17 protein-coding genes are annotated in these 22662 nt (G+C 69.8%); 9 read left to right on the forward strand and 8 right to left on the reverse strand.

Features of this window, described 5'->3' with window-relative positions:
• Positions 1–413 precede the first annotated feature (413 nt).
• The 6 genes from ACZ63H_RS24135 to ACZ63H_RS24160 all read left to right on the forward strand — a co-directional run bounded on the left by ACZ63H_RS24135 (position 414) and on the right by ACZ63H_RS24160 (position 7913).
• Positions 414–1154 (forward strand): TauD/TfdA family dioxygenase, encoded by a 741-nt coding sequence (locus ACZ63H_RS24135; RefSeq protein WP_469868231.1) that lies wholly within the window; start codon positions 414–416, stop codon positions 1152–1154.
• Between the two features lie 389 nt (positions 1155–1543).
• Positions 1544–2851: a KamA family radical SAM protein gene (locus ACZ63H_RS24140; RefSeq protein ID WP_469868233.1), complete on the forward strand. Its 1308-nt coding sequence runs from the start codon at positions 1544–1546 to the stop codon at positions 2849–2851.
• 35 nt (positions 2852–2886) lie between these two features.
• Positions 2887–3900 carry a DMT family transporter gene (locus tag ACZ63H_RS24145; protein WP_469868376.1) on the forward strand — a complete coding sequence of 338 codons (1014 nt, stop codon included), beginning with the start codon at positions 2887–2889 and terminating at the stop codon, positions 3898–3900.
• Positions 3901–4010: 110 nt separating this feature from the next.
• On the forward strand, positions 4011–5087 hold the full coding sequence (locus tag ACZ63H_RS24150) for an Ldh family oxidoreductase (protein ID WP_469868235.1): 1077 nt from the start codon (positions 4011–4013) through the stop codon (positions 5085–5087).
• 292 nt (positions 5088–5379) lie between these two features.
• Positions 5380–6219, forward strand: a complete 840-nt coding sequence (locus ACZ63H_RS24155) for an NAD(P)-dependent oxidoreductase (protein WP_469868237.1) — start codon at positions 5380–5382, stop codon at positions 6217–6219.
• Positions 6220–7178: 959 nt separating this feature from the next.
• The gene (locus ACZ63H_RS24160; RefSeq protein WP_469868239.1) at positions 7179–7913 is read left to right on the forward strand and encodes a dienelactone hydrolase family protein; all 735 of its coding nucleotides are present in this window, start codon (positions 7179–7181) and stop codon (positions 7911–7913) included.
• Between the two features lie 881 nt (positions 7914–8794).
• Here ACZ63H_RS24160 and ACZ63H_RS24165 read toward each other — a convergent pair.
• The 4 genes from ACZ63H_RS24165 to ACZ63H_RS24180 form a co-directional block, all read right to left on the reverse strand.
• Complete coding sequence (locus ACZ63H_RS24165) at positions 8795–10813, reverse strand: FG-GAP-like repeat-containing protein (RefSeq protein ID WP_469868241.1); 2019 nt, start codon at positions 10811–10813, stop codon at positions 8795–8797.
• A gap of 282 nt (positions 10814–11095) precedes the next feature.
• Positions 11096–11371, reverse strand: a complete 276-nt coding sequence (locus ACZ63H_RS24170; protein ID WP_469868243.1) for a hypothetical protein — start codon at positions 11369–11371, stop codon at positions 11096–11098.
• 903 nt (positions 11372–12274) lie between these two features.
• The gene (locus tag ACZ63H_RS24175) at positions 12275–12547 is read right to left on the reverse strand and encodes a hypothetical protein (protein ID WP_469868245.1); all 273 of its coding nucleotides are present in this window, start codon (positions 12545–12547) and stop codon (positions 12275–12277) included.
• 848 nt (positions 12548–13395) lie between these two features.
• Entirely contained in the window at positions 13396–13860 is a 465-nt protein-coding gene (locus ACZ63H_RS24180) for a hypothetical protein (protein ID WP_469868247.1), read from the reverse strand.
• Positions 13861–14029: 169 nt separating this feature from the next.
• On the opposite strand from ACZ63H_RS24180, the gene ACZ63H_RS24185 reads away from it, so the two are divergent.
• The 3 genes from ACZ63H_RS24185 (at position 14030) to ACZ63H_RS24195 (ending at position 17047) form a co-directional block, all read left to right on the forward strand.
• A complete protein-coding gene (locus tag ACZ63H_RS24185; RefSeq protein WP_469868248.1) occupies positions 14030–14446 on the forward strand; it encodes a hypothetical protein in 417 nt (138 codons plus the stop codon).
• Positions 14447–14924: 478 nt separating this feature from the next.
• Positions 14925–16130, forward strand: a complete 1206-nt coding sequence (locus tag ACZ63H_RS24190; protein WP_469868250.1) for an NAD(P)/FAD-dependent oxidoreductase — start codon at positions 14925–14927, stop codon at positions 16128–16130.
• On the forward strand, positions 16127–17047 hold the full coding sequence (locus ACZ63H_RS24195; RefSeq protein ID WP_469868252.1) for an RNA polymerase sigma-70 factor: 921 nt from the start codon (positions 16127–16129) through the stop codon (positions 17045–17047). The genes ACZ63H_RS24190 and ACZ63H_RS24195 overlap by 4 nt, the downstream gene beginning before the upstream one ends.
• Positions 17048–17099: 52 nt before the next feature.
• Here the strand turns inward: ACZ63H_RS24195 and ACZ63H_RS24200 are convergent, their stop codons facing one another.
• The 4 genes from ACZ63H_RS24200 to ACZ63H_RS24215 form a co-directional block, all read right to left on the reverse strand.
• Complete coding sequence (locus ACZ63H_RS24200) at positions 17100–17792, reverse strand: response regulator (RefSeq protein WP_469868254.1); 693 nt, start codon at positions 17790–17792, stop codon at positions 17100–17102.
• A 4-nt stretch (positions 17793–17796) separates the two neighbouring features.
• Complete coding sequence (locus ACZ63H_RS24205; protein ID WP_469868256.1) at positions 17797–19026, reverse strand: sensor histidine kinase; 1230 nt, start codon at positions 19024–19026, stop codon at positions 17797–17799.
• Positions 19027–19044: 18 nt separating this feature from the next.
• Positions 19045–19944: a lysostaphin resistance A-like protein gene (locus tag ACZ63H_RS24210; RefSeq protein WP_469868258.1), complete on the reverse strand. Its 900-nt coding sequence runs from the start codon at positions 19942–19944 to the stop codon at positions 19045–19047.
• Positions 19945–20137: 193 nt separating this feature from the next.
• The gene (locus tag ACZ63H_RS24215) at positions 20138–21781 is read right to left on the reverse strand and encodes a hypothetical protein (RefSeq protein ID WP_469868260.1); all 1644 of its coding nucleotides are present in this window, start codon (positions 21779–21781) and stop codon (positions 20138–20140) included.
• Positions 21782–22662 lie beyond the last annotated feature (881 nt).

Here is a 22662-nt window from a genome sequence, read left to right on the forward strand (position 1 = left end):
GCGCGACCCGCGCAACTACCTGGCCTTTCTCGGCCTCGCCGCCGCCCTGTGCTGCTACAAGCGACTCATCCGCCTCACCACGTAGGACACGGTCTAAGATCTATTGTCGGAATGTTCACGCCGCTAGGTCGCCTCAGTAATCACATGGCCCACATCCAGCCAATTCCGAGTTGTCGACCGGGTATCGAAGAGAGCGATTCAGCCTGCCGTTGAAACGCCTCCCACATCCAACTCGGCGCAGGCACCACTTGACCGCAGAATCAACAGATTCGGGTATCGGCAGTATCACGCTGAACAAGACATGAGCAAGACGCATCAGGGTCAGACTCGTTCGTTCCCCTTGCACCTTCCCACCGCAGGAGGTGCACATACGGAACTCATCATTCACTGTTCAACCGTCCTAGGGTGCGGCCATGCCTCATCCCACTGTCACGGAATCGCACCTGTCCCACGTGCGATCCGAGCTAGCAAAAAGGGGCCAAACACTGGTCGAGGACCTGGGGGGCCAGCGTTACGCCATCGCCCTGATCCAGGAAATCGGAAAACTGGTGCCACAGTATTCGGGGTCGCTTGAGCACGAGGTTGTCTACCGTCCCGGAAACGATGACCGCGCCTATTCACAGAGCCGTAACGGAATCCGTCCCCACACCGAGGCGCCGGGGTGGGACCCGAGCCCGCGCTATCTCGCGCTCTACTGTCATCGCCAGGCGCGCTGCGGCGGCGGCCACACCGACCTCCTGGACGGGCAGCGCCTTTTGGATCTTCTCCAGGCGGACAGCCTCGACCTGCTGACCGAGCGACCGCTCAGCTTCCCCGGACCCGCCGCGCCGGACGGCAGTGCCACCCAGGTCACCACACCGATGCTGCGGCAAGGACCCGACCGTTTCCTGCTGCGCTTCAGTTTCAACCTGCTGACCGCCGGCGATCTGCATGCCCCGCTCCGGCCGGACACCCCGTTGGACGATCTGCCGTTGGGGCAGAAGGGGCACGAACTCGCCTACCAGGTGAGTGAACTCTTCGACCGGTACCGGAGCCCTGTACTCATTCCCGAGGACGCCGTGCTGATCTGGGACAACCAGCGCATGCTGCACGCCCGTTCGGAATATCACGACGAGCGTCGACATCTGACGCGTTACTGGCTCGCCGACACGTGACCCGCGACCTGGCCAGGGCGGAGTTCCTGGCTCCGTCTTGAGGCGAATCGCGTCGGCCTCACCCAAACGGCACCCTCCGTGACGACCCCAACGGGCACCGGCACTCACCAGGGAGAAGGACCGGAAGCGAGGCCAGGCAAACCGCCCTCAAAGGTCTGCGCGGAGCCACCACGGGCCGCCCGGAGGCGGCACCAAGACCTCCGCCCCAGCCAGCGACCGAAACGTCGATCAGGCCGCCCCACCACGAAAGCACCCGTGAAAGGAACGCATTCCTCATGCCCGCAGAACCGCGGACGGCGACTCGACGGCAACGGACCCTGACAGGCAGACACTTGTCTGCCATCGTTCGGCAAAGATGCCAAGACACCCAACTGGCACACGAGGTTGATGTGGTCAGCAAGGTGCTGCCTTTCAAGGTCAGTTCGTATGTCATCGACGAACTCATCGACTGGAAAGCTGCCCCGGACGACCCTCTCTACCGCTTGGTCTTCCCTCACCGTGACATGCTCGTCCCCGCCCATTTCCGCGCCGTCGAACAGGCCCTGAACACCGGCGAACCCGGACGGCTCAGCGCCGTCGTGGCCGAGATCCGGCGTGCGCTCAACCCGCACCCCGGTGGCCAGTTGACTCTCAACGTTCCGCAGCTCGACGGGGATGCCGTCGCCGGCCTCCAGCACAAGTACCCGCAGACCGTTCTCGTCTTCCCCCGGCAGGGACAGACCTGTCACTCCTACTGCGGGTACTGCTTCCGCTGGGCACAGTTCGTCAAGGACGCCGACCTGCGGATGGCCGACGAAGGGCCGGAACGCCTCGCCGCCTATGTGCGGCAGCACCCTGAGATCAGCGACGTGCTGCTCACCGGCGGCGACCCTCTGGTCATGCGGACCACGCTGCTTGAACGGTACGTGGATGCCCTGCTGGCCGAAGGCCATGAACACGTGCGGACATTGCGTATTGGTACCAAGGCGCTGTCCTTCGAGCCGCAGCGCCTCCTCACCGCACCGGACGCGGCGGATCTGCTGCGGTTGTTCGAGCGTGTGGTCCGCTCCGGACGGCAGCTCGCCGTCATGCTGCACCAGTCACATCCGCGTGAGCTGAAGACCGACCTCGCGCGGCGAGCCCTGTCCGCGCTGCGTGACACGGGCGCCCAACTGCGCTCCCAGGCCCCGGTCGTCCGCCATGTCAACGATGCTCCCGGCGTCTGGTCCGACCTGTGGACCACCCAAATCGAGCAAGGGATCCATCCGTACTACATGTTCGTGGAGCGCGACACCGGGGCCCAACGGTACTTCGGCCTTCCGCTGGCACGCACTCATGAGATTTACCGCGCGGCGCTCACCCAGGTGTCCGGGCTCGCCCGCACAGCACGGGGCCCGGTCATGTCGGCCGTTGGCGGCAAGATCGTTGTCGACGGTGTGACGGAGCTGCCTGACGGCCCCGCCTTCGCCCTGCACTATCTTCAGGCCCGCGACGCCGACCTGGTGGGCCTGCCGTTTCACGCGCGCTTCGATCCCACCGCCCAGTGGTGGACCGATCTGAGGCCCCACTCGGACCACGACCAGCGCTTCTTCGCCCACTCTCCCGCACTTGCCGCCCTCCCTTCCCGTCTCCCCCCACCCGTTCACACCGGGACGCCCTCCGAGCGCATCGACGTCCTCGCCCCGGCGCGCTCCCCTCTCCCCACCGTGGACAGGTGAAACCTCACGGCACCGCTCCGGCAGCCGGGTCCGGGGTGCTCCCCGGCCGGACGCGCGGAACCGCCTGGGCCGTGCTCTCGGCCGGGAGCTTCGCCACCGCCGGGCCCGTCACCAAAGCCCTTGACACAGCGGGATTCTCAGCGGTGCACATCGCACAGGCTCGCATGGTGGTTGCCGCGGTGCTACTGCTGTCGTTGACGGCCGCGGTGCCGTCGCACCGTCTTGTGCCGAGCCGTCGGCAGTGGCCGTCGATCATAGCCCTGGGTGCCGTCGCCTTCGCCCTGCTTCAAACGCTGCTCGGGATCGCCGTCTCCCGGGTTCCTGTCGGCGTCTTCGTCGCTCTCGAATACACCGCGCCGCTCCTCGTCGCCTTGTGGCTGCGCTGCGTACGGCGGGTGCGGCAACCGGGCTCGGTGTGGGCCGGCGCGACCGCCGTCTTCGTCGGGCTGCTGCTCGTGGGCGAGGTCTGGGCCGAGCCGAGTCTGGATCTGCTCGGCGTACTCGCAGCGTTGGGCACCGCTGTGGCACTCGCCGCGCGGTTCCTCATCGCCCAGCGGGGCTTACGCGACACGGATCCGCTGTCCCTGACCGCGTGGGGACTCGCCGTGGGAGCCCTCCTGCTGCTTCCGCTCAGCGTTGTGACGCCCTTCCCCTTCGAACGACTCGGTCGTCTGGTGCCGTGCGGACCACTGCTCGTCCCGGCATGGCAGCTCTTCGTCTGGGTCGCGGTGGTGTCGACACTGCTCGCCTGTGTCGCTGCGGTGAAGGCCCAGGCGCAACTCGCTCCAGCCGTCGCGAGCCAACTCGCCGCCACGGAGGTGCTGTTCGCCGCCGGTGTCGCCTTCGCCCTGCTCGGCGAGGTACTGACCGTACCCCAGCTCGCCGGCAGCACCGTCGTGCTCCTCGGCGTCGTGGCCACGCAACGCGCCCGGCACACCCGCACGCACCCCTCTGAGCTCATGCCGCGACAAGCTCCCTCCCCCGCCGACGCCGCGGCACGCGGTGACGGCGTCCTCCCCAGGACACGAAAGGGACCACCCACACGATGACTGCTCCCGATTCGAAGAACTCACTCCGCTCACCACACTCAACACCTCCACTGGGCGGCAGGTCCGACGAGGATGCCCTCGCCACACGACACGACACCCCCAGCGCAGACATGCCCGAGGGCTTACCCGCGCCGTGGCGGATCTCGGCTGACGCCGCCTATGCCTTGGTGGACCGTGCCCTGTCCGCGTATGCGGTGCCCCGGGCAGACCGCGCGGCCGTGGCCGACGCGCTCACCGTGACCTCACTGCGCGGCGTCGCGACCCACGGACTGCGGTTGCTGCCGCAGTACCTCGCCGATCTGGAGGCCGAGATCGCCAATCCCCAGCCTGCTATGCGGGTGGTCCGGGAGACCCCGGCCGCCGCACTTCTGGACGCCGACGACGCGCTGGGCGTGGTCGCCGGGCTGCGCGGTGCACGCCTGGCTGCGGACAAAGCAGCCGCCACCGGAATCGGCGCGGTGGTCATCCGCGCGTCCAACCACTTCGGAGCGGCCTCCGTCTACACCCGGAGCATGGCCGCCGAAGGTTTCATCGGCTGGAGCATGACCTCGGCGTCAGCGCGCGTCGCACCGTACAACGGCCGTGAGCCGCTGCTCGGCACCAACCCCATCAGCGTCGCGGCCGGGTCCGGGCACCACGAGTTCGTCCTGGACATGGCCACCAGTCAGGTCTGCCTGGGGGAGGTCAAGGAGCGCGGGCGCCGCGCCCTGCCCCTCGACCCCAGCTGGGCCAAGGACTCCGCCGGTCGGCCCGCTGTCCGCGCTCAGGATGCCGTCGCGCTCTCACCGCTAGGCGCCGGCCACAAGGGGCAGGGGCTCGGGATGCTCGTGTCGCTGATGACGGCCGCGCTGGCGGATGCCCCGCTCGACTGGGAGCTGGAGCACATCGAGGAGTCCACACCCGGACGCGGTCGCCGGGTGGCGCACTTCCTCCTGTGCCTGGACCCGGCGGTCTTCGCGGGCAGGGAAAGGTTCGGCGACCGCTTGCGCGACCTCGTCGACGGAGCACGCCAGGCGCCGCCCGCCGCGTCCGTCGCCGTCCTCAGCCCCGGCGACCCTGAGCAGGAGCGCGAGGAGACCAATCGGCGTGCGGGGGTGCCGCTCGACGCAACAACCGCCGACCGATTGCGAGAGCTCGCCGAGCGCTACGGGATTGAAGGGCCGACATCGACGGCGACGGAGGCTTGATCACAGCGCGACCCGGGGCGGGCCTCGGGCGCCCACCCCCGGCACCTGTGCCCGGATGCCCCGCGTACACCCACTCGACACAAGATCAGTCAACTGCACAACATTCCCTGACGACCACGGCCGATGCGAGGACCCACCCGTGACCCCGACCGCGACGTCTCATCCCGCTCCACCCGCGCTTCACGACGTGACGCTGCTCGTGGACGGGTCCCTTTCCGCAGACCTGTCCGCTGCGCTCCATATCACCGCGTCCGGTTCCCCCGCCTCTGTGCCGAGCAGCACATCGGCATCGATGACGAAACCTCTGGTCTACGTGGGTCCCGAACCACCCGCCCACATACGGGATTCGCACCGCCTGGTGTGGTTCCACTGCACGAAGGCGGGCGTGGACGACGTGCTGCGCAGCGGCCCATGGCCCGACGGCGCCGTGCTCACCCGTACGGTGGGCGCCATGCCCGAGCGCATCGCGCAGTACGTCCTGGGCTGGATCCTCGCCGAGAGTCAACGGGTACGCGATTATGCCGAGCAGCACGAGGCCCACCGCTGGCACCGGCTGTCCACGGAGGAAGTCGCGGGCCGACTCGCCGTCGTCTATGGAGTCGGACACGTGGGCCGTGCCATCGGCCGACTGCTGCGCGCCTGCGGTATCCGCGTCGTGGGCGTGGCCCGTTCCCCGCGTCCTCGGCAGTCGGTCCCAGAAGCGTCCACCGTCCACGGGTTCGACCGGATTGTGACGGTGTCCGAGGTGAACGCCTTCCTGCCCGGCGCCCGGTGGGTGGTGGGGGCGCTGCCGCTGACCTCCGCGACCGACCGACTGCTCGACGAGCGCACATTCGCACACCTGGACGGGGCGAGCATCCTCAACGTCGGCAGGGGCGGCACGCTCGACCTGACCGCCCTGGCGGAGGCTCTTGAGAAGGGTGTCGTCGTGCAGGCGGTACTCGACGTGCTCAACGAGGAGCCGCCCGGCCCGGACGCTCCGTGCTGGACACTTCCGCGCACCGTGGTCACCTCGCACTGCTCGGGGATCGTGACCGACGCCGATGTGGCGGAGGACTTCGCGTCTTGCTGGCAGGCATTCACGAACGGACACGTACCCGACCTCCTCGTGTCCGTCGCGCGCGGGTACTGAGCCGCCGCCTTCGACGAGCAGCACGGCCGCTGTGCGACGGAAGGCGTACCGGCGCCGCCACCGCCCGCCGGGCGGCACCCGTCCACTGCCCCCCTGCCCCGAGAACCCGTGGCCGGGCTGGGGCAGGTCGTGCCGGCATCCGCTTCGGGGACGACAGCCCGGGAGCGAGAAGTTCGGGCCCGGACGGGCCCGGGCGTCCAGCATCGCGCAACGCACACAGCGGCCGTGGTCGCCGTGAACTCCCGTATGAGGCCGTTCGGCTCGGCCGACCGGTTGACGTCCGGGCCGAGTTCGGCGAGCAGCCGCCGCCCGGCCGGCTCGGCGAACGACGCGAGCACGCCGGCGAAGCCGGACGTGCCCGGCAGCGGACCGGACCACGGGAGCGGTTGTGCGGGCGCGACGGCGAGAGCGGCCTCGACGAATTCGGCCGCGTCGCGGTCCCACGGCTCCCGGGACGTCGCCGACACCAGGGCCGACAGCCGCCGAGGGGGTGGTCGGCCCGGCTGCCGCGAGCGCGTCGTTGCCGGTCACGATCCGTGAGCGTGTCAGCCGGCGTAGTCCTGGCACAAGAGCCGAAACTCTGCTGTGGTTACGTCCTGGGCGCAGTAGGGGCCCAGCGCAGGCCCTTCAACTGTGCGGACGAGATCCTGCCCTGCGGTCGGCTGCTGGCGGTCGAGCTGTCAGAACTACTCATTCCTGCGAGTGCGAAGCGTGACGGCCGTTACGTTCCGCTCCCAGTCACGTTGTCGCACCGGATGGTCGGGGCGGTGGACTATGTTGTGGGGATGACTACCGGGATGGCATCGCGCCGCACACGGATGGGTGACCCGGTGCTCTTCTGAGCGCCGTACGGGCCGGTGCGGGCCCGCTGCTCGATCGAGGTTCTTGCGCCGCTGCGCGGGCTCCGCCTCCGTCGTATTGATCACAGGCTCGACACATCAACCACGACAGGAGATCCCATGCCCATCAAGAAGCTGCAGATTCCCACCGCGGACGGCCAGGCCGACGCATTCGCCACCTTCCCCGACGGTGGCGGGCGGTACCCGGGGGTGCTGATGTACGCGGACGGCTTCGGTATCCGGCCCGCGCTGCGGGAGATGGCCCGCGAACTGGCCGGGCACGGGTACTACGTGCTCGTCCCCAACATCTTCTATCGGCACGGTCCGGCTCCGGTGATCGAGCTTCCTGAGCACATCGGAGATGAGGCCCGGCCCGCTCTCTTCGCCCAGCTGATGCCGATGATCGAGGCGCACACCACAGAACGCGTCCTGAGCGACGCCGACGCCTACCTCAGGTCCCTCACCGCTCAGCCCGAGGTCGACGCCGGCCCGGTCGCGGTGACCGGGTACTGCATCGGCGGCCTCCTGGCGACGCGCACCGCCGCCGCTCACCCCGGCCAAGTGGCCGCCCTCGCCGCATTCCACGGCCCAGTGGGAGCCGACGGGCCCGACTGCCTCTCGAAGCTCACCGCTGACGTGCACTTCGGCCATGCCGAGAGCGACTTGACGCCTGAGGCCCTCGGCGAACTCAATCAGGCCCTTGATGCCGCAGGTGTCGGCTACACCTCCGAGATCTACCCCGGCACCATCCATGGCTTCACCATGTCCGACACCGACGCTTTCAGCGCCTCCGGCCTGAAGCGTCACTGGGACCGCCTGCTCCCTCTATTGGGCCGCGCCCTGGGCAACAGTTGAGGCTCCGGCTCGGAGACCGCACCTGAAGTACACGGCTACGGCTCTGCGCCGACTGGCAAATGCTACGGTCGCCCGAGGAACCCAGCTGCTGGTGCTCGGCCGTGATCGCCAGCGGCGTATCGGCTCCAGACCGCACCGCTCTCCCTGAGGAGACGGCTAGTGGTCCTTCCGTGGTAGCCGAGAGCGTCTGCAACGACGGGGGCAGGGAGTTCAAGGAGTTTCCGGCGGACGGGACCCCGATTTCACGGAGGAGCGCGGCCAAGTGGTCAGGGTGGGTGGACTGCCCTGCCCGGCCACCGGGCAAGAGCCAGTGGGAGGCCGGGTCGGTGGCGATGTCCCTGTTGCCGCGGTTCGCCATGTGCTCCAGCAGCATGGAGCCGACCGGTGCGGGGACGGGTGAGGCTGGTTCTCCGAGCGTGGACGTACGGGATCTCCAGCGTGGGCCACGTCGTTGAGGGTGAGCCGGACCATGCGGCTCACGGGCTGTGCGGCCTGCTAGCGCAGCCGGTCCTCCAGGACCCGGCGACGCTCACGGTCGCGCAGGCCGGGCAGTTCCCGGTCAACCTGCGCCGCGCTTCTCGCACGCCGGGCGCGGCGCAGGTAGATCACGTTACCGCGGTTCTCTCACTCACCGCCGGTGTCCGACCGGATCCCGTCATCGCAGCGCCGGTCGGTTCGCGCCAGACGCTGCACCAAGCCACGTCGGATCAGCCACCCGTACGGCGTGGCGATCAGGCCCTCGCCGCCGTTCTCCGCCAGGCAGTCGGTGAACCCGTCGGCCGGCAGCCGCGGTGCGGCATCCGCCCCCTCCGGCAGGCCGTTCTGCCCCGGACGGCGAGCCTCTCTTGGTCGGTATGGTGCCCTCGGGCCGGCTCAGTAGGTCACCAGCCGTTGCCGATCTCGCGGCCAGCGCCGACCTGGCCGGTACCGCCGGTGCCGGGATACACGTACAGATTGCCATTCCCGTTGTTACGGGTAACGATGTCGGGTTTCCCGTCACCGGTGTAATCCGCAACACCCACGAACGTGAAGTCCTGCCAACCAGCACCAATCTCACGACCCGCACCAACCTGGCCGGTACCACCAGCGCCGGGATACACATACAGATTGCCATTCCCGTTGTTACGGGCAACGACATCCGGTTTCCCGTCACCGGTGTAATCCGCAACACCCACGAACGTGAAGTCCTGCCAACCAGCACCAATCTCACGACCCGCACCAACCTGGCCAGTACCACCAGCGCCGGGATACACATACAGATTGCCATTCCCGTTGTTACGGGCAACGACATCCGGCTTCCCGTCACCGGTGTAATCCGCAACACCCACGAACGTGAAGTCCTGCCAACCAGCACCAATCTCGACGCGCGCCCGGCTGCTGTAGCCGTCTCCGGCACCGGGGAAGAGGTAGAGTTTTCCGCTCGCGTCCTCCCGGGCGATGGTGTCCGGGTAGCCGTCACCGTCGTAGTCGGCGATTCCCGCGAAGGTCCATCCGGTGCCGGGAACGTAGGCAGGTGTCGGGGTGAGGACGTTGCCGCGGACGTAGGCGCCCAGGGAGTTGCCTGCCGCTATTCCGGCGTCGGCGTCCCAGCGGTAGTGCACGCCGAGGTAGATGCGGCTCAGGGCGTTTTCTCTGGCTGCGGCGGTGAAGGTGGTGAAGGTGCGGGTGGCCCCTACCGCTTGAGGGTCGTCGGTGGTGGCGGTGAAGGTGACCTGGTCACCGAAGATGCCGCGCATCACCCCGGCCCAGGCGGCGCTGAAGGTGGCATGTCCTGAGATGTAGGCGGGAAAGGGCGGGCTGAAGCGCTGGCCCGCGCGGTTGACGGACAAGGGCTCCCAATTCGGGTCCGGCGTGATCGCCGGGCTGGTGCTCGGATCCGCGAGCCGGATCGCGCTCTGCGGGCGCCACAAGTCGATGTTGCTCGTGTACTTGGCGTCCCAGGCAACGATCGAAGCGTCGGCCAGGGCCACCGCGACCAAGGCGAACAGCCTGGCGTTCTCCGTCTGGGTCAGCCCCTTCTGCAGGGCCACTGTCTGGGTGATGTCGAACAGCTGCCCAGGCGGTTTGTAGGTACCGTCTACGTCGTTGGCCCAGAAGAACGCCTGTCTGGTCTGATCGGCGGTGCGAGTGGTTGAGGTGGCCGAGCCCAGGGATTTGACCTCGTTGACCTGCGTGGCGTACGCGGAGTCGCTCAGCAGTGCCGCATAGGAGGTGGCCTGCGCGGGAGTCTGGGGGCGAAACTGTGCTCCGGAGGTCATGGCAAACGGAGTGAGTCGGCCCCAGTTGGGGTTGACCGGGGCCGACTGCCCCGAATCTGTGGGCCGCCAGGCGCCAGGCACATTGTCCAGGGTGTAGGACGAGTCCCAAGCGGATGTGGTATTCGGCCGGCTCTCCACCGCGACCCGGGCCACCTCGCTTCCAACAGCGGCTCCCTGGCCGAGGGCGGTCTCGGTGACGGAGGCCGGGATGGTGGCTCGTGCCGTGGCGAGGGCTTGGCGGAAGTCAGCGGTGAAGTCGTGGCCGGGGTTGAAGTCGGGGAAGAGCCCGGTCAGAGTGTCATGCGCGGCTTGATCGATGGCCGCCTCAACTGACGCGGTACCGGGAGCGGACACCACGGTCAGGTACGGACGGAACCGACGGTCGGCGGCGGGCAGGACGGAGTTCACCGCATCCCAGATCGCCGTGTGCATCACAGCTCCCGCGTGCGCCAAGGGCCCGGGCCCGGTATTGCGGGTCTGCCGGTATGCGTCGAGAAGGACCTTGTTCCAGAAGATGACGTGATCGGTAGTGCCGGACACGGCAACCGCCGCCTTGGGCGGTGCCAGGACGGTGTAACCCGCGACGGCCAGCACCGCGACGGCCAGCGCGCTGATCCGATGGCGTATTCGAACGGGTCTCATTTTTCTCCTGGCATAGAGATGTCAGTGGCGCTGGAACATGCGTCAGGTTTCGGCTACGCATGCTCGTCGGCCAAACTTGACTTCTTTGGCGCCTGACACGGTGTGAGGCGCAATCACAAGGTCAGACGCATGATTCGAACGCGTACATGACACCCTAGCGAGCGCGGACCCAGCCGGGAGGTTTTAGATCAACTTCCTCAAGACGAGGTACGACTTCGACAGGTCAGGGCGAAGTTGCACAAGCAGCGTCTCCGGTACGCGGCGGAGCTGCGCTCTGCCAGATCATGCGGTGGGCGGTGCACAGCCGGGGACCGCTCGCCACTGGCCAGGGTGAGCGCCGGCGCAGGGAGGCGGCCAGGACACCAGGAACAGAGTCGTGGAGCAGGCCGCGTTCTCGGCGACGACCTGCTCGACGCCGGCAACGGTGAGCCCGTGACCCAGTTCCACCGCGTGCGCCACCGTCGGCGTCGCGTACCGAACCGGGCCCTCCGCACGCTCGCCCTTCGGCGTGGACGGGCTCGGCACCAGGCTGTCGTCCAGCTCCTTGCTACAAGCCAAGCCAGACGAGCCGCCTCATTCACGCGTACACCCAGCTCGCGGCCCAATCGTCGTGGAGTAGGACTCGCGGCCCGCGACGCGCCGGCCGTGATCTCCTGGCGACCTCGGCTCCCGGTTGTCCCTCCGCACGGCGTCCGCATACGCGCCGATCCGCGGTTTCACCTCGCCCCACCAAACTGCCGGCACCTTCGTCACGAGGCGCGCGGCGGCACGGGCCGGCGGCTCCACCGCGTCGGCCGTTGCCAGGTTGTCCGCCTCGACGGCGATCCGCAGTCGCGCGCGGTCCGGCTGCAACTCGGGGTGTCGGTCCGTGAGCATCACGAGGACGAGAGCGAGCAGCCATTTCGCCTCCCCCGCCTGGAGGCGGTGCCACCGGGAGGTGGTTGACTCCTTCGCCTCTCGTCACGCCGCATGCCTTGGTCCGCCCGAACCGCCGGGGACTTCGGCGGTGGGGCGCACGTCCGAGCTCACCAATCGTGTCGCGGCGGCCGGCCTCCACAGCCGGCACGCGGTGCCCGCCGTGGCCCGAGCCGTCGCCCCTCGGGCACGGCGAGGTGATCGTCATGACGGCGACCGGCGGCCGCTGCTCCCGGTGCTCCTGGCCGACCGGCCCGGCCGTGAGGCGGCTGCGGGCGGCGGTGTACGAGATGCCCTCTCGCGTCGCGAGGTCGCGGGCGGCGCGCTTGGTGTGCTCGTCGGTGGACGTGACCGATCGCTCTCCCGGCTGCGGAATCCACGCATCGGCCGCAGTGGCGTCGATGGACCACGAGGGGCACTTGGGGGCGGTCTGACGTCGCACGAGGCTCGGCCCCTTGTCCTCGTCGCCGTCCCGGCGTGGGCGGTCCGGCTCGGCGTCGGGCCGACGCGAGGGCGGCCGCCTCCACGGTAGCGACGTTGAGCCCATCACGGGGCCGGGGCTCCCGAAGGAGCGGCAGAGGGTGCGGGCGACGGGCTGGTGGAGGAGTGCCGCTCAGTAGGCATGTCGCGGTCGCTGGCTTCTCCGTCGGCGCCGGTGAAGATCAGCACCAGTGCGGTCACCACGGCGGCGGCGACCATGATCGCCTCGCCCGCGTTGCCGGGCGCCGTCTGTGTCCGCGAGCGGCGGTAGAGGCCGTAGCCCACGACACAGGCGATCACGAGGATCGTGAGGCGAACACCTTCGATGTGTACCGTCATGACGGGCCTTTTCGGCTCGGGGGGCCCGTCGCCTCGACCCGCCAAGATCCCGGCGGACGGGCCCCAACCAGGGCCCTGCGGATACGGGGCCCTACGCCCCTTGAGAGGTCCGACGGGTCCCGGACAGCAATGAGGACCCACCTCCATGCGGAGCGTGGGTCCTCTGTCGTCAAGGAGAGAATTGTCATTCGGCGATTTCGCCAAACAGTGAAGTGCGTCACAGGCCGTTTCGGTGAGCACCAGCGAACCGGCGCCTCCCGGCCGATCAGCCGCCCGCTCCGGTCCCCCCACGACCCGGAGTTCCCGATCTTTCCGAGCGCTCCCGCCTGGCGTCGGATAGCGAGGGTTCATCCGATGTCAGGAACGGCGCCCTGAACGGCCGGGCCGCCGTCGTTCCTGCCGAGACGGTCGGCTGGAGCGAACCCGGCATGAGCGACGCGAAGCGTGCCGATCCACTCAGCACGGTCCGGCGCAGCTTCGCCCTCACCGCCCGCGCAGCCGCACTCCTGCGCCACCGTCCGCACGGCCTCCCCCGAGCTGGTCACCACGACGGAGGCGGGACGCACGAGCCTTCGACCTGAACGTCAGCCTCCGCTTCGGCCCGGCCACGAGCGGCCGCAAGAAGAGGCGGACGCCGTGGCCGATCGCCGACCAAGGCGGATGGGCCCGGCACTCCCGCTCCATGAACAGCTACGCCCAGCGGTCGACGACTGGGAGGACAGCACCACGGCAGGCCCGACCTGACCCGCCGAAGGCCATGACGGTGTGGTGCGTCCGGGAAGGTCATGACAGTCCCGGCCATGACGACAGAGGCCCGCCGCTCAGTGGTGGGCCGTCGCGCATGTTGCTCAGACCTCGTTCGTTTCCTGATCCGGGTGAACGCTGCCCAGGACAATCGCCTCGGCGGCGATCTGCGCAAGGGCGTCCTGGAGTCGGCGGACGGCATCCTCCGCCTCCGTGTATTGCTCAGGGCTGGGAAGGACAGTGCCGAAGGTGGCGCCATGGTCAGATGGCAAGGCCCGCCAGCGCAGGACCGGTTCGAGCGCGTTGAGGGCGCCGGAGAGAAACCAGGCCAAGCGGCCGTGAGTGCGCGCGAGGGAGATGGCCAGAACGGCAAGCGATTCCCGTAGATGCTCCAACCGCTTGATCTGCGGCAACATCTCCTGGACGTCCGGCGTGCCGACAGCGTCACGCAGACCGTCCTTGGTCTCAAGAGCAAGTGCGCGGTCGCTCGGCGCCAGCTTCCACACCCGGTCTTGGATCTGCTGCTCAGCTTCCTCAGCGAGCACGGCAACGATCCTCCGCATGTCCATGCGCATCACCCTACGGGCTCCGCCGCCCGAGACAGACAGCAGCCTCAACTGCTGGGCTGCTGCTGCCAGGCGGCGTTGGCCTTGCCGGTGGGCACGTCGCGTTCACGCGGATGGCTGGGAGCGGTCAAAAAGGAGATCCGGTTGGTGACGGTGCCCGGTCGGCCAGGCTGTGAGGGTTGACGCCGACCAGGTCGAAGTCGGTGGGCCGATGCGGCCGGTCCATGCCGGTGAAGCCGCGGAAGTCGGCGATCAGTCGATACGCACCTGGGTGTTGCCCTCCACGGTCTTGATGACGCAGGCGGCGGCCTTGGCAGTGTCGCGGGTGGTGTCGCCGACTGCGAACGCTTCGTCGACGGCACGGGGAAGGAGACGACGGTGGCCCATTTTCCGTCGCCGTCGGCAAAGGGCCGCATGCGGCAGTCAGGACGCGGAGGCGGGCGCGGCACAGCTGGCGCAGACGTTCGCGTCGCTGACGGCCGCGGCCCGGATGGAGCGCGTGGACCGGCGTAAGCGGGTGCTGGGCGACCAGCTTGCCGACGTGCGGAAGGCGATGGACGGGCTTCGCCGCAAGCTGCCCGAGCGGTGACGTCCGTCAGCCGGCAGCGGCATTGCCGACCGTGGGATCGTGACCACATCCTCCGGTGACGGGACCAGGCCGGTGCGGGTCGTGCTGCCCGCCGACCCGGTGCTCGGGGAGCCGGAGCAGGAGGTCGTGGCGCGGCTGTGGAGGCGGCGGCGGAGCGGGGCGGCCGGGGGTACGTCGTGGGTCCGCCGCCGGGGCCTTGAGGACGGCGGGGTTGAGGCGGCGGAGTACCGGGGGTGGGCGCGGGTTCCCGGAGCGGGCTGAGCACGGGGGATGGACCGGCCCCCGCTCAGGAGAGCGGGCGTGAAGCGGTGCTGTGGCAGGTGGTGTCGGGATTCGTCGCGGTCTTCTTCGTTCCCTTCGGCCGCCTTGTGACGGCCCCTGATTGATTGTGGTGCGCATCACATCCGACCCGTGTCACATCCAGGCCGCCTGCTTCCATCTGGTGGGCGTCAGCAGGCGAGCCGAGGAGGATGCGACGATGAGCGCACAGCAGGAGACCGGCACGGCGACCCCGCACCGGGTGGTGATCCTGGGGGCGGGATACGCGGGCATGGCCGCGGCCGTCCAGCTTGCGGCCCGGGTGCGGCGAAGCGAGGAAGTGCGGGTGAGTGTGGTGAACGCGCAGGAGCGGTTCACCGAGCGCATGCGGCTGCACATGACGGCGACCGGGCAGCGGCTCGCCAGGCTGAACGTCCCGGAGATGCTGGAGGGCACGGGCGCGCGATTCGTGCGCGGCTGGGTCACGGCGGTGGACACCGACGCGAAGTCCGTGCGGATCGACGACGACCGGGTGCTCTCCTACGACACGCTGGTGTATGGGCTGGGCGGCGTCACCGACACCTCGGCGGTGCCGGGGGCCGAGAACCACGCGTACACCCTGAGCAGCGCCCAGGACGCCGAGCTGCTGGCCGACCGGCTGGCGCGGCTCCGCAGCGGCACCGTGGTGGTCGCGGGCAGCGGGCTGACCGGAATCGAGTCGGCCGCCGAGATCGCCGAACGGCACCCGCATCTGAACGTCGTGCTGCTGGGCAGGCATGAGCCCGGTACGGCCATGAACCCCAAGGCCAAGGCGTACGTGCACGCCGCGCTCGACCGACTGGGCATCCAGGTGCGCACCGGCGTCGAGGTCGTGAAGGTACTGCCCGACGCGATCGAGCTGGCGGGCGGGGAGAGCATCGCGGCCGACGCGGTCCTGTGGACGAGCGGCACGCGGGTGTCACCGCTGGCCGCCGCCGCCGGCCTGACCTTGGACGAGCACGGCCGCATCGTCACCGACGCCACGCTGCGGTCGGTGTCCCACCCCGAGGTGTACGCGATCGGCGACGCGGCCGCGATCCGCCAGGGCTACGGCGTCATGCACGGCACCTGCCAGGGCGGCATGCCGACCGGGGTGCACGCCGCGCTGTCGATCGACCGTGTACTCAAAGGCAAGCAGCCCAAGCCGTTCCGCTTCGGCTACTACCACACGCCGGTGAGCCTTGGACGCGGGGACGCCGTGGTGCAGTTCACCCGCCCCGACGACAGCGCGCGCCCAATCTGCCTGACGGGCCGCATGGCCGTCCGGTACAAGGAGACGGTGAGCGCCTCCCCCTGGCCGACATACGGCCGTATGAAGAAGATGCCCGCCTCGGGCGCGTTCTGGCCCCGCGGGGGCCGCTTCACCCGTGTCCGGGAGGCCCGGTGACCGACCTGTCCGCCCACCCCGATCAGCAAGTCTTCCACGAGCACCGGCGACTGCTGTTCTCCGTGGCCTACCGCCTCCTCGGCAGCGCGGCCGACGCCGAGGACGCCGTCCAGGACGCCTGGCTCAAGTGGTCGGCCGCCGACCGCTCGCAGGTCGCCGACCCCAGGGCATACCTGACGCGGATCGTCTCGAACCTGGCGCTGGAACGGCTGCGGTCCACGCGGCACCAGCGCGAGACCTATGTGGGGCCGTGGCTGCCGGAGCCCATCCTCACCGGCGGGGACGCCTCCGAGGCCATCACGGACGCCGAGTCGGTGTCGATGGCCATGTTGGTGGTTCTGGAGACTCTCAGCCCGCTGGAACGCGCGGTGTTCGTGCTGAAGGAGGTCTTCGGCTTCAGCCACGCCGAGATCGCCGAGGCGGTGGAGCGCTCCGAGGCCGCGGTGCGGCAGGCCGCGCACCGGGCCCGCGAGCACGTGCGGGCCCGCCGGCCGCGATTCACCGCGGACCCTTCGCGGCAGCGCGAGGTCACCGAGCGGTTCCTTGCCGCCGCGACCGGTGGTGACGTCAACGCCCTGATGGACCTGCTCTCCCCGAGCGTCACCCTGTGGACCGACGGCGGCGGCAAAGTCCGCCAGGCCCTGCTGCCGGTGGTGGGCGCGGCCACCGTGGCCAACTGGTTCGCGGCCCTCGGCACCGTCACCTACCAAGGCATCGAGCCTGCCGACATGGAAGTCGAACTCGTCGGGATCAACGGCGGCCCGGGCATGGTCTTCAGCGGGCATGGGCGCGTGATCGCCACCATCACCTTCGACTTCGACGCCGACGGCCACATCACTGCCATTCACAACGTGGCCAACCCGGACAAACTCCAAGCTGTCGCCGACGGCACCACTTACGGCCTCGAGCCCCGGTGAGCGCCGTACAGCGGACAGGCCCCGCCCTGCCGGAGTCTCCGAGCGCGTGGGTTCAGCCGGTGGCGGACGCCAGCCCGACCCGGTAGGCGAGGACGACGGCCTGGACTCGGTCGCGCAGGCCGAGTTTGGCCAGGATCCTCGACACGTAGGTCTTGACCGTCTCCGGGGTGATGAAGAGCGCGGCGGCGATCTCCGCGTTCGACAGCCCCTCAGCGATCTGCCGGAGCACCTCCAGCTCGCGCGGGGTCAGTGCCCGTACCACGTCCTCCCTGGCCGGCCGGGAGGTATCGGCCGGCCGCAGGTGTTCGGCGTAGTGGCCGATCAGGTGGCGGGTGACGGCGGGGGCCAGCAGTGCCTCGCCCTTGGCGACCGTCCGGATGCCGTTGACGAGCTCCGCCGGGGGTGCGTCCTTGAGGAGGAAGCCGCTGGCCCCGGCACGCAGTGCGTCGTAGACGTAGGCGTCGACGTTGAAGGTGGTGACGACCAGCACCTTCGGCGGCGACTCGGCGTTGGGGCCGGCCAGTTGCCGGGTCGCCTGGATGCCGTCGAGCAGGGGCATCCGGATGTCCATCACCACCACGTCGGGACGCAGGCGCCCTGCGGCCTGGACCGCCTCGTGCCCGTTCTCGGCCTCTCCGACGACCTCCATGTCGGGCTGGGCGGAGAAGATGGTGACGTAGCCGGTGCGCACCAGCGCCTGGTCGTCGCAGACGAGCACACGGATCGGTGGCGGCGCATCGCTCACGGGGTCACTCCGGTGGGGGCTTGGACGGAATGGTGGCGTGGACCTCGAACCCGCCGTCGGGCCGGGGGCCGGCCTCCAGTTCACCATTGACCATCCGCGCCCGTGCACGCAGCCCCGCCAGTCCACGCCCGCCCGCAGTGTCCGGCCTCCGCACGGCGGGTGCGGCCGCCGGGGAGGGGGTGGGCCCGTCGGTGACCACCTTGATCTCGATGCGCTCCTCGCCGTGCCGGACCAGGACCCGTGTCGTCCGCCCGGCGGCGTACTTCATCGCATTGGTGAGCGCCTCCTGCACCACCCGGTACGCGGCCAGCTCCACGTCCACGGACTGCGCTCGCCGTTCGCCCCGCTCGCTGAACTCGACCGGCTGTCCCGACCTGCGGGCCTGTTCGACGAGGTCCCCGAGCCGTCCCAGTGTGGGTGCCCGGTCGGCGCGTGCCGGGTCCGCGGACGCCGAGTCGCCGGTCGCCTCCAGCACGTCGAGCAGGTAGCGCAGCTCTGTCAGCGCCCGACGGCCGGTGTCGCTGACGGCCGCGAGTCCCTCGCCGGCTTTGTCCGGTGCGGAGGTGAGCAGGAACTGTGCCGCGTCCGCCTGGACCACCATGGCCGTCACATGATGGGTGACCACGTCGTGCAGCTCGCCGGCGATTCGTGATCGCTCCGCGGCCGTGGCCACTTCGGCGGCCAGCCGCCGCCGCTGCGCCTCTTGCGCCCGCCGTGTGCGCACGCCGGCTCCCACCAGCCAGAACGCGGCCACGGTGAGATAGAACGCGAGGTAGTCCGCGATGCCCTGCGGTGAGCCGAGGCGGTCCAGGACGACGGCCAGCACGACATATCCCGCACTCACCACGCCCGCCAGACCACGGCGGAAGCGGACCTGGTGGGCCCCTGCCGAGTACAGGGCCAGATACAGGCCCAGGCTCCCGAACGTCGTCGCGAAGCCCAGCGCCTGGTGCACGGCGAACGCGCCCGCGACGACAGCCAGGCAGCCCGCGGGCCACCGTCGGCGGGCCGCCAGCGGCAGGGTCTGGGCCAGGGTCAGCCCGACGCTCAGCGCGCTCGCCGGCCGCTCGGGCAGATCCCCGATCTGCCCTCCGATGGTGGACAGGGTAGGCACGAAGGCCAACAGGGCCAGCGTCAAGGCGAGAACGCCGTCCTTGAGGAAGGCGTTCCGCTCCTCCCACCAGTCGAGCGGCGCTCGCAGCAGCGCAACGTTACAGGGCGCCTGAGGGGGCATCACTAGCGATTCCTCCGGTCAGCCGGCCTGGGTGTGTCGTGCGGATCGACGGGGCAGCAGACGGCCGCCGCGGCGGGCGAGGACGAACATCCGGACGGCGAGCAGCACACCGATGACGACGGGCACCAGCGCCGCCTCCAGGCCGAAGCCACCGCCGGTCAGCACAGCGGAGCCATGCACGTCGACGGTGAACAAGCCCTCGGAGGTGTGCCCGGAGACCGGGATGCCGAGCAGCTGCTCGGTGGCGTTCCAGGCGAAGTGCAGACCCGCGACGAACCAGATGCTACGCCGCCACAGGAACGCGGCGCCGAGCATCGCGCCCGCCTCCGAGGCGATCGCCAGCGCACTCCACGCGCTGGCTTCCGGAGTGCCCAGATGGGCGATGCCGAAGAACATCCCGGTGATCACGATGGCGGCCCGGCTGCCCCACATCTGCTCCAGAGCCTGCAGCGCGAGACCGCGGAACAACAACTCCTCGGTGACCGCGGTGCCGATCTGGACCATGACCGCGGACCAGACGACCGCCATGAACCCGTGGCCCGCCCAGGAGAACGAATAGCCCCCGAACGCCGTGATCAGCGAGGCGGACACCAGAACGAAGCCCAGGCCGATCGCGCCGCCCAGCAGCGCCTCCCGCCCGGCTCCCCGCCGGGCGATCTCCGACGTCGAGCGTCGCGCGACACGACGCATGACCAGCCAGTACACGGCCAGCGCGGCCACCGCGCCCAGGACCGGAACCGGACCGGGACCCGTGGCGGTCAGGCCCGAGACCAAGCCGACGCCGACCAGGCCCGTCAGCATCCAGCCGAGCGGAGAGCGGACGGTCCGGCCGAGACGACCGCCGCGAGCGTCGTGACCGTCGGGGCCCGTGTCCGGGCCGGGGCCTTGGGCGTGCCGTGCGGTGGACGTGGTACTCATCGCGACCTCCCCTGTAGCGGTCGCACAGCCTGCGACCTGACCACCACGCTAGGAATCCGGCGCCGTCCGTGAATCACCCTCACGTGGACGGCTCCTGTAGCTCTCGCGGGGGATGCGCCCCGAGAATGCGGCAACATCCCGCTGGTCAGAGCTCCCGACGCAGTTCCGGTGACGTCCGGTGAGGGGTGTGCGCTCACGTGATGAGCACGGCCGTGACGGCGAAACCGACCAGGAGGAGCAGGACGGGCCCCAGCGGCAGACCTTGGTCGCTCCGTGGGCTCGCTTCAGCAGGCCGCAGTTCCGGGTGGGCGTGCAGAGCGGAGACCTCCTCCGTCATCCGGACATACGACGGGCGCAGTCGCAGTCGTCGTTCGATACGCGGCTCTCCCAGCCCGGCCAGGTGCCAGGTGCTGCCGTCCGTCCGGTGTATCTCGACGCTGCCCTGGTCGGTGTACTCGGCCTTCCGTAGCCGCTCCCACGGGACGCGCCGTACGGTCCAGACTCCGGTCAGCCACAGGCCGGTGCTGTCCGCGGTGACACGCCAGTTGAGGAGGAGGGCCGTGAAGTGGGTCCACACCGGCAGGGTGAGCAGGGGCAGCAGCAGGTGCCAGGAGAAGCCGTCCGTGGCGAGCAGGTGCGTGATGAGAAAGGCCCCGGTCGTCATCGCCGCGGTGAAGACCACTCCGGCGGTGCGGGCCGCGGGGCCCGGTCCCCAGCGCACCGGGCGGCCGGTGGGTGGCAGGGTGGCGGCGATGCGGTCGATGCGGTCCCGTCGCTCCGGGCCCGAGGTATCGGGACCGGTATCCGGGTGGCCCTTCAGGATTGGTTTCCTGCCGGTTCGGGGGCGCCGGACCGGGCTGGCGGTGCGGATCACGACCGGGTCCCCCGCGCGGTCCGTCGTGACGAGGACCAGTTCGCCGCCTTCATAGGGGGCGCCGAGCAGAACCGCTTCGTGCAACCGTGTGTCGACGGTCGATCCCTCCTCGTCCCCGTCCTCGCTCTCGGCCTCGCCTTCGAGGCGGCCCATCAGCTTGTCGTCGTCAGGGAGCGTCGTCGTCCACAGACAGCTGAAGAGCGGGGACCGGCCGGTTGTGTCGTCGGCCGCGTAAACCCAGGTCCGCCCTTCGTGATCCGTGCGATCCAGTACGCGCAGGGCCGGCACTGGCACGCGGCGCAGCGCCGCGGCACGGCGGCGGGCGAGGACGCCCACCGTGAGGAAGGAGAGTCCGGGCAACCCGGCCGCCAGGGCCAGCAGCTGCCGGCCGAAGGCGTCGTACGGCTCCGCTACCAGGCGCCGCCACGAGCCGTCCTCCAGCACGGTCACCGTGCTGCCGACGGCGTAGTCCTCGGGGTAGAACGCGTCGACGGTGATGCGCCGTTCGTCAACGGTGCGGACGCGCACCGTCTCCTCGCCGCGGTGGGTCACCGTCGCCGTGATGTGCGCGGCCCGGTTGGCGTGCCGTTCGTCCGCGCGAATGCCGCTCAGCCCCAACAGGACCGCACCTGCGGCCACGGCGCACAGGACCAGCCCGGCGGTGAACGGGAGCCTGCCTCGCACGAGTGGGCCGACGGGCTCCGGCAGCCGATGCCGCACTCCGGTGGCCCGTTCCACGAGCCGCCGCTGCCTGGACCGGGCGGCCAGCCGTCCGCGGGCCGCGGCCCAGCCGAGAGCCAGGGCCCCGATCACGGCGACGTTCGCGACCTGGGACATCCGGTCGGCGCCCGGCAGCTCTGTCCACGCCACTATCGCCGCCAGCGTGGGCGCTGCGATCAGCGTGAGCTCCGGAAGACGGGCGAGCCAGTACAACAGGCCCACCGCCAGACCCACTTCCGTCATGCCGCCCCAGTCCGGACCGCAGGGCGCCGCATCGCTGCATGCCGGTACCGGCTCCGCCGCAATGGCCCATACAACGGTGATCAGCAGCGCCGTCACGGACCACACAGGCCGGGCCCAGGCTGCGGGGCGGGCCCGGAGCCAGAGGGCGGCATCGGTAGACGACCATGCGGGCGTACCTGCCGGAACGGAGCCCGGCGGTATCGGGACGGGAGTTTCGGACACGCGAGGATTATGCGGCAGGACACCGCCCCCACCGGACCGGTCCCACGCCGTGCCGCCTTCGCCCCGGAGCCACAGGATGGGGCTCCGACTGGCTAGAACCCACGGCCACCCGGTGATCCCGGCTACGACGAGATCGAGACGATGTGCCGTGACATCGCTCTCGGCATCACCACCCTTCAAGACCGCGCGGACGGCATCATCCCAGCACGCGAGGTCGTCCTCCTGGTGCGCGCGTGAGTGCCACGCAACACAGCGAACCCGAAGCCCCCTGACGGAGCCGGCGCTCGATGCAGTCGATGTCGCTGCGTCCGGAACCGACGCGAGCCGCGGATCGCCCCGTCGCTCGCGTTCGTCGCCGTGGCGTCGGTGCCGTGCGGGGTGGCGGCAGTCGATGACCCGTCGGTGTCCATCGGCCTGCTGAGCGTGGTGGTCACCGAGCCGGGTATCGCCGTGTTGTTCTTCATCCCGGCCGCCGGCTCCCGCCGACTGCCGGGCACCATCCGCCGTCGCCGGACACACGGGCCGGGACGGATCAGGTGCCGCCCGGCCGTGACCGGAGCCCGGTGCGGGGCGTCGGGGAGGGCAGCGCGTGATGAACATCCGACCCCCGCGGATACGCGTGTGAGGCCCCGCACCGGCGCAGCAGCACCGGACGGGGC

Source organism: Streptomyces sp. NPDC104831 (assembly GCF_055583025.1).